Annotated in this window: 8 protein-coding genes; all 8 read left to right on the top strand. The window is 38.2% G+C overall.

Translation table 11 applies throughout. The features are described 5' to 3' along the window. The first annotated feature begins 195 nt into the window (after positions 1-195). Complete coding sequence (locus A3842_RS06770; protein ID WP_074083369.1) at positions 196-1,017, top strand: purine-nucleoside phosphorylase; 822 nt, start codon at positions 196-198, stop codon at positions 1,015-1,017. Positions 1,018-1,051: 34 nt separating this feature from the next. Beyond that, entirely contained in the window at positions 1,052-1,963 is a 912-nt protein-coding gene (locus A3842_RS06765) for an EamA family transporter (RefSeq protein WP_074083370.1), read from the top strand. Between the two features lie 46 nt (positions 1,964-2,009). After that, entirely contained in the window at positions 2,010-2,471 is a 462-nt protein-coding gene (locus A3842_RS06760; RefSeq protein ID WP_074083371.1) for a nucleoside deaminase, read from the top strand. A 104-nt stretch (positions 2,472-2,575) separates the two neighbouring features. Continuing rightward, complete coding sequence (gene deoB / locus A3842_RS06755; protein WP_074083372.1) at positions 2,576-3,757, top strand: phosphopentomutase; 1,182 nt, start codon at positions 2,576-2,578, stop codon at positions 3,755-3,757. A 264-nt stretch (positions 3,758-4,021) separates the two neighbouring features. Further along, positions 4,022-5,278 carry a nucleoside permease gene (locus A3842_RS06750; RefSeq protein WP_074083373.1) on the top strand — a complete coding sequence of 419 codons (1,257 nt, stop codon included), beginning with the start codon at positions 4,022-4,024 and terminating at the stop codon, positions 5,276-5,278. Between the two features lie 76 nt (positions 5,279-5,354). Beyond that, positions 5,355-5,726, top strand: a complete 372-nt coding sequence (locus A3842_RS06745; protein WP_083607106.1) for a GNAT family N-acetyltransferase — start codon at positions 5,355-5,357, stop codon at positions 5,724-5,726. 173 nt (positions 5,727-5,899) lie between these two features. Next, complete coding sequence (locus A3842_RS33730) at positions 5,900-6,043, top strand: ChbG/HpnK family deacetylase (RefSeq protein ID WP_371915986.1); 144 nt, start codon at positions 5,900-5,902, stop codon at positions 6,041-6,043. Then, complete coding sequence (locus tag A3842_RS32410; RefSeq protein ID WP_178382306.1) at positions 5,980-6,339, top strand: polysaccharide deacetylase family protein; 360 nt, start codon at positions 5,980-5,982, stop codon at positions 6,337-6,339. Before A3842_RS33730 ends, A3842_RS32410 begins: the two co-directional genes overlap by 64 nt. Positions 6,340-6,643 lie beyond the last annotated feature (304 nt).

Genomic DNA, 6,643 nt, shown 5'->3' with positions numbered 1-6,643 from the left:
TAATTAAAGAATGGAAAAAAACGAGTATAATAGAGAATAATCACTTGAAAAAGATAGAGTTTTTATATAAAAGATAAATAGTTGTTTACAAATAGAGAATAAGCCATTAGAATTAACTACAGACAGTTCAGTAGTTAGAATTTTGAAATGTGCGTTAAGCGTTTTATAGCACAATAATTTTAGGAGGCATACAACATGCAAAAAACGGAAAATATTCAGGAAGCTAGAGATTTTATCTTAAGTAAGACCTCGTATCGTCCAACAATTGGGATGATTTTGGGATCGGGATTGGGTTCATTAGCTGATGAAATTGCAAACCCTTTCACAATTCCCTATAGTGAAATTCCTTACTTTGCAAAATCAGAAGCAGTAGGACATGCGAACGAATTAGTCCTTGGGGAGCTAAAGGGGAAAACTGTGATTGCCATGAAAGGGCGCTTTCATTATTATGAAGGCTTTACGCTTGATGAAGTAACTTTCCCTGTTCGTGTAATGAAAGCACTAGGAGTTGAAAACCTTCTTATCACTAATGCGTGCGGTGCCGTCAATAAAAATTTTAAACCGGGTGAGTTGATGTTGATTACAGATCACCTCAATTTGGTAGGTACGAATCCATTGATTGGACCGAATAATAACGATCTAGGTACTCGTTTTCCTGATCTTTCCCAAGTGTATAGTGCCGAATTGCGACAAATTGCTACGGAAGTTGCAAAAGCGCAAAATACAACTTTACGTGAAGGCGTATATTCCTGGTGGAGTGGTCCGGCTTATGAAACACCAGCCGAAATTCGCATGATTCGTACACTAGGCGCAGATGCCGTTGGTATGTCGACCGTACCGGAAGCCATCGTAGCTGTTCACGCGAACATGAAGGTCCTAGGAATCTCCTGTTTAACCAACATGGCTTGTGGAATTCTAGATCAGCCTCTAAGTCATAACGAAGTTATTGAGGTAGCCGCTTTGGTAAGAGAAAGTTTCATTGCTTTAGTTAAGGGAATTATTGAGAAGGTCCAGTAATTAGATAAAATCTGATGAGGAAAAAGGCGGCGTTATGAAAGGGTATGTATATGTCATATTAGGTGCGATTTGTTATGGTTTATTATCTACTTTTGTCAAATTAGCCTACAAAGATGGTTTTATCGTTAATGACGTTGTTGGAATACAACTCTTATTAGGTTCGATATTATTATGGGGCGGAGTGCTTTTTACGAAAGGCACGAAGAGTACAAAACAGAAGAAGTTTGTAACACCAGGTAAAAGGGAACTGCTTTTATTAATGACTGTAGGGTCTACAACGGGACTTACAGGAATGTTTTATTATCTGTCCCTTCAATATATTTCAGCTTCATTGGCTATCGTACTCCTTTTTCAGTTTACATGGATCGGTGTGTTGCTAGAGGCAATTATCAATAGAAGATTTCCTGAAAAGGGAAAGCTACTATCCATTATTCCTTTACTTATCGGAACAATAAGCGCAACCAATATATATTCGACTGGAATTTCTGCCGTTCATTGGCTTGGCTTTTTGTTTGGTCTTCTTGCAGCGTTATCTTACTCCATTTTTATACTCGTTAGCGGTAAGGTCGCGGTTAAAGCAAACCCGATTATGAAAACAGCTTTCATGACTACTGGAGGTCTGATCATTTGTTCGATCATTTTACCTCCAACGTTTTTAACAAATGGAAAACTGTTATTACAACTGGCCATACAATATGGGTTTGTTTTAGCTTTTGTCGGTCCCTTTCTTTCCACGCTGTTGTTCTCGAAGGGTGTTCCGTTAGTGGGATCTGGAATAGCATCAATATTGGGGGCTATGGAGCTTCCAACAGCCTTACTAATGTCTGTCTTTGTCCTGAATGAGCACATTGGTGTTCCGCAATATGTAGGGATCGTCCTGATCCTAATTGGAGTATCCTTACCTGGATTACTGAAGAAAAACAAAAAGGGAATTTTAAGCATTTAAAACGTCTTTAGCAAGTTAATAAATATGGATTAGGGAGGAATTTAGAATGACTAACAAAGATGAAATCTTTATGAAACAAGCAATTGAGGTTGCCCTTCAAGCCCGAAAAGAAGGAAATGAGCCTTTTGGTGCAATTTTGGTCAAAAAAGATGAGGTAGTAATGGTTGGGGAAAATAAAATTAATACATTTTGTGATCCAACGCATCATGCAGAAATCGGTTTAATCCGGAAATTTTGTTCTGAAAACAATATATTTGATTTGAACGAATACACTTTGTATACAAGTTGTGAACCTTGTGTAATGTGTTCGGGTGCCATGGTGTGGTCTAACCTGGGCAAAATAGTATATAGCGTATCACATGATCAATTAGCTGAAATCGCTGGGAGCAACATTATGATCGCTTGCAATGAGGTGTTTGAGAAAAGCCCTCAAAGACCTGAACTGGTAGAACAAGTGCTCAACGATGAAGGTTTAAAAGTATTTGATGGATACAAATTTTCTCATTAAATTACTTATTAATAAAACAAATGTATGAGTTCATAGGACAACTTTGCTGCATAGTGGGGCTGTCCTCTTTTATGTGTATTTTAGTCTAAAGGAGTGATTGATTAATGAATATACCATTTCAACGTATTCATATCATTGTTCTTGATTCTGTTGGTATCGGAGAAGCACCAGATGCAGCATCTTTCGGGGACGGGGGTGCTGATACGTTAGGACATATTGCAGAAAGAAGAAACGGATTGAATATGCCCAATTTGGCTGCGCTTGGTTTATCAAACATTAAAGAAATAAAAGGTGTACCTAAGGCGGACCATCCATTGGCTTATTGGACCAAAATGCAGGAAGCTTCTAACGGTAAAGATACGATGACAGGACATTGGGAAATTATGGGTCTGGTTGTTGACAAGCCGTTTCAGGTATTTCCAAATGGTTTTCCTGCTCCATTGATTGAATATCTTGAGAGGGAGTCCGGTAGAAAAATCATTGGAAATAAACCCGCAAGCGGCACTGAAATATTAGAAGAGCTAGGGGAAGAGCACATGAAAACAGGAGCTTTGATTGTCTATACATCAGCGGACTCCGTTTTGCAAATTGCTGCCCACGAAGATATTGTACCATTGGATGAATTATACCGTATCTGTGAGATCGCACGTGAAATAACTAAAAACCCTGAGTATATGGTTGGTCGTATCATAGCTAGACCTTTTATTGGGGAAATGGGAACGTATAGACGTACAGCTAATCGACATGATTATGCATTAAAGCCTTATTCCAGGACAGTCATGAATGAGTTAAAGGATGCTAACTTTAATGTAATAGCCCTAGGGAAAATTTCAGATATATATGATGGAGAGGGCGTTACCGAGACTATTCGAACCGTATCAAACATGGACGGGATGGACAAGTTCATTCAAGTAGCAAAGAAGGATTTCACCGGTTTGTCTTTCTTGAATTTGGTTGACTTCGATGCTCTTTATGGTCACCGGCGTGACCCGGAAGGCTATGGCAATGCACTTGAAGAATTTGATGCTCGGCTACCAGAACTGTTAGACAATCTCACAGAGAAAGATTTGCTTATTTTGACTGCGGATCATGGCAATGATCCGATTCATCATGGGACAGATCACACTCGCGAGTATGTCCCGTTACTCATTTATTCCAAGGCGTTTTTAGAAGGCAGAGAACTGTCTGTTCGCAATACATTTGCAGATATTGGAGCTTCAGTAGCTGATAATTTCGGAGTCGAAATGCCGAAGCATGGCAGCAGTTTTATTCGAGATCTAATGTAACTATAGGTTATATCTTTGCGCTAATTGCTCTAATAATGGGGATACCTGTGCCCGAAATTGTTAAAGCTTGATCAGTCATGGGTACTAAAGAAGCTGTAAATGAATTTGTAGCCATGCTTGACTCATTTTAACAGGGACCATCGTAGGGCTGTTTCTTTCCATTATAGAATTCCTTGAATGAATGTGTAACCCCTTACAAAAGTAAAAAGTACATTGGTTAAGAAACAAACATACAACAAGTTGAGCTCAAAAGGAGACATTAAAATGACAATGAAAACAAGACTTAGAATTATGAATTTCTTTCAGTTCTTTATTTGGGGATCTTGGCTTGTTACCCTAGGTTCCTATATGATAAACACGTTACATTTTACAGGTGCTCAGGTTGGAATAGTCTATAGCGCAAAAGGGTTAGCGGCCATTATCATGCCAAGCTTGGCCGGAATTATTGCGGATCGCTGGATCAAAGCAAACAGACTATATTTAATTTTTCATAGCCTAGGAGCGATTTCTTTATTTATAGCAGCACAAGTTTCAGATCCAACGACAATGTTTTGGGTAATATTTTTTAATTCGGTAGTGTATATGCCTACCAGTGCTTTGACAAATGTTATATCATATGTTGCGCTTGAAAAAGCAGGGCTGGATACAGTGAAAGATTTCCCTTCAGTTCGGGTGTTTGGAACCATTGGTTTCATATCTGCAATGTGGTTAGTGAGTCTCAATGGACTTGAATTAAGCAATATTCAATTATATATAGCTGCAAGTATTTCGCTTTTGCTAGCTCTATACTCACTTACGCTGCCTGATTGCCCAACATCTAACGAGAAGAGAGACAAGTCATGGATTAGTCTTTTGGGCTTGGATGCGTTTGTGTTGTTCAAACAGAAAAGAATGCTCGTCTTTTTCTTATTCTCAACACTTCTAGGGGTTGCACTGCAAATAACCAATACATTCGGCAACCCATTTTTACATGATTTCGGGTTGAATCCTGATTATAAAGATAGTCTAGTGGTACAGTATCCATCCATTTTATTGTCGATATCACAGATTTCTGAAGTGTTTTTTATTCTTGCCATTCCATTCTTCTTGCGGAACTTTGGAATTAAAAAAGTTATGCTTATTAGTATGATTGCTTGGTCATTACGTTTTGTATTTTTCGCGTATGGTGGCCCATCTGGATTTGGCTTCACACTCCTCCTGTTATCCATGATTGTGTACGGATGTGCATTTGATTTCTTTAACGTCTCTGGAGCTATTTTCGTGGAAAAAGAAGTTAATCCTCGTATGCGTGCAAGTGCACAAGGTTTATTTCTAGCCATGGTAGATGGAATAGGAGCATATGTAGGAGCTATTCTAAGTGGAAAAGTTGTAGATTACTTCACAGTAGCCGGTGTAAAGGATTGGCAGAATATATGGTTAGTTTTTGGGGCATACACACTCGTACTGGCAATTGTATTCTCTGTTAGTTTTAGATATAAACATGATCGGAATACTATGAAGGATATAACTTCCAGTCATTAATTACTTTATGATGAACGAAAGGCAGCTCCTGTTCCAGCACAGTACGATTTGTATCACTGGCTGACGAAAATGGGGGTTGCCTGCACACCTGGATGAATATATTGATTCCAATGATAGTAGTGCGTTCTTATTCTATTCTGGACAAAAATGCTTAGGGCACATACGACTCGGAGCAGTAGAAGAAACTAAATTCGCTAATATAGATAGACTTATTGTGTTAGAAAATAGCAGAGGACAAGGAATAGGAACGGCTTTGCTGAATAAAGCGAAGGAGTGGGCATTACAAAAAGGGATGAAAGGATTTACACTTGAAACACAGGATGTCAATTTACTCGCTTGCCGTTTTTATTTAAAGGCTGGCTTTGAGATTGGCGCAGTGGATACTTTGCTTTATTCAAACTCCAAATACAAAAATGAAAATGCAGTGTTTTTTTATTCAAAATTCTAATACAGATGGATGAACGGTCAACCTATGGGAATTAAGCTCGGCTATTTGGTAACAAATTAAGAGGAAGGAGGTAGTTAAGAGTGATTCAAGGATTAGGGTTTAGTCCAACTGATCGGGTAGTCATAATTAATGCGGATGATTTGGGAGTGACGCGTTCCACGAATCAAGCTATTATGCAAATGTTCCAAAATAATTCCATTACATCAACATCAATAATGGTTCCGGCAGATGCTGCTCACGACGCAGCGCTACAATGTACAAAGGAAAAGGCGATGAATGTCGGAATACATATTACATTGACCAGTCACAACAATTAATTGACGATATAGCGGGACTTACATATCATTTTTCAAGCGATGAAGGTTATGAGGGAGCAAAAAAAGAATTATTGAAACAAATTTATAATCTGAAGCCTGGGATTACACAAATCACTACGCATCCAGCAATTGTATCGGAAGAACTAAAAGAACTGACGAATTATTATGAAAATCGTGAAATGGAGTATCAACTTTATAATGATCCTGATTTGAAAGAACTGATAAAGAACCAAAATATTAAGTTGATATCCTGGAAAGAAATTCGCGATCTTCAGCAGCGGAACGGTTTAAAATAGTCGCCGCTGAAGGCGTTGTTATAGGAAGTGAAGTAATGGACCATGGAGCGGATCTGTAGCCCGTTGGCCGAAATATTGAACCGCTATCCAAAATTCGAGCCATATATAACAGATATTTTTTAGTTTATAATGTAATTCATGAAAGCTATTTAATTACATGTAATAATTTATATTGAAATTAAAAGGATTATACCCCGACATATGAAAGAAGAATATGAATTGCCGGAGATCAATCATAATCCCGACATATGAAAGGGCTTTCTACTTAGACTCATCAATTGCAAATAAAAATTACATATTGGAT

It is taken from the genome of Paenibacillus sp. P3E (genome assembly GCF_001909045.1).
In the GTDB taxonomy this organism is placed as follows: domain Bacteria; phylum Bacillota; class Bacilli; order Paenibacillales; family Paenibacillaceae; genus Paenibacillus_AQ; species Paenibacillus_AQ helianthi.
The sequence above is the reverse complement of the archived record's forward strand: the minus strand, read 5'-3'. Positions and strand labels throughout refer to the sequence as shown.

Excerpts from the sequence above, each read along its gene's own strand:
- deoB (WP_074083372.1), top strand. The coding sequence starts at position 2,576 with ATGAATATACCATTTCAACGTATTCATATCATTGTTCTTGATTCTGTT.
- A3842_RS06760 (WP_074083371.1), top strand. The coding sequence starts at position 2,010 with ATGACTAACAAAGATGAAATCTTTATGAAACAAGCAATTGAGGTTGCC.
- A3842_RS33730 (WP_371915986.1), top strand. The coding sequence starts at position 5,900 with ATGCAAATGTTCCAAAATAATTCCATTACATCAACATCAATAATGGTT.
- A3842_RS32410 (WP_178382306.1), top strand. The coding sequence starts at position 5,980 with ATGTACAAAGGAAAAGGCGATGAATGTCGGAATACATATTACATTGAC.
- A3842_RS06765 (WP_074083370.1), top strand. The coding sequence starts at position 1,052 with ATGAAAGGGTATGTATATGTCATATTAGGTGCGATTTGTTATGGTTTA.
- A3842_RS06750 (WP_074083373.1), top strand. The coding sequence starts at position 4,022 with ATGACAATGAAAACAAGACTTAGAATTATGAATTTCTTTCAGTTCTTT.
- A3842_RS06770 (WP_074083369.1), top strand. The coding sequence starts at position 196 with ATGCAAAAAACGGAAAATATTCAGGAAGCTAGAGATTTTATCTTAAGT.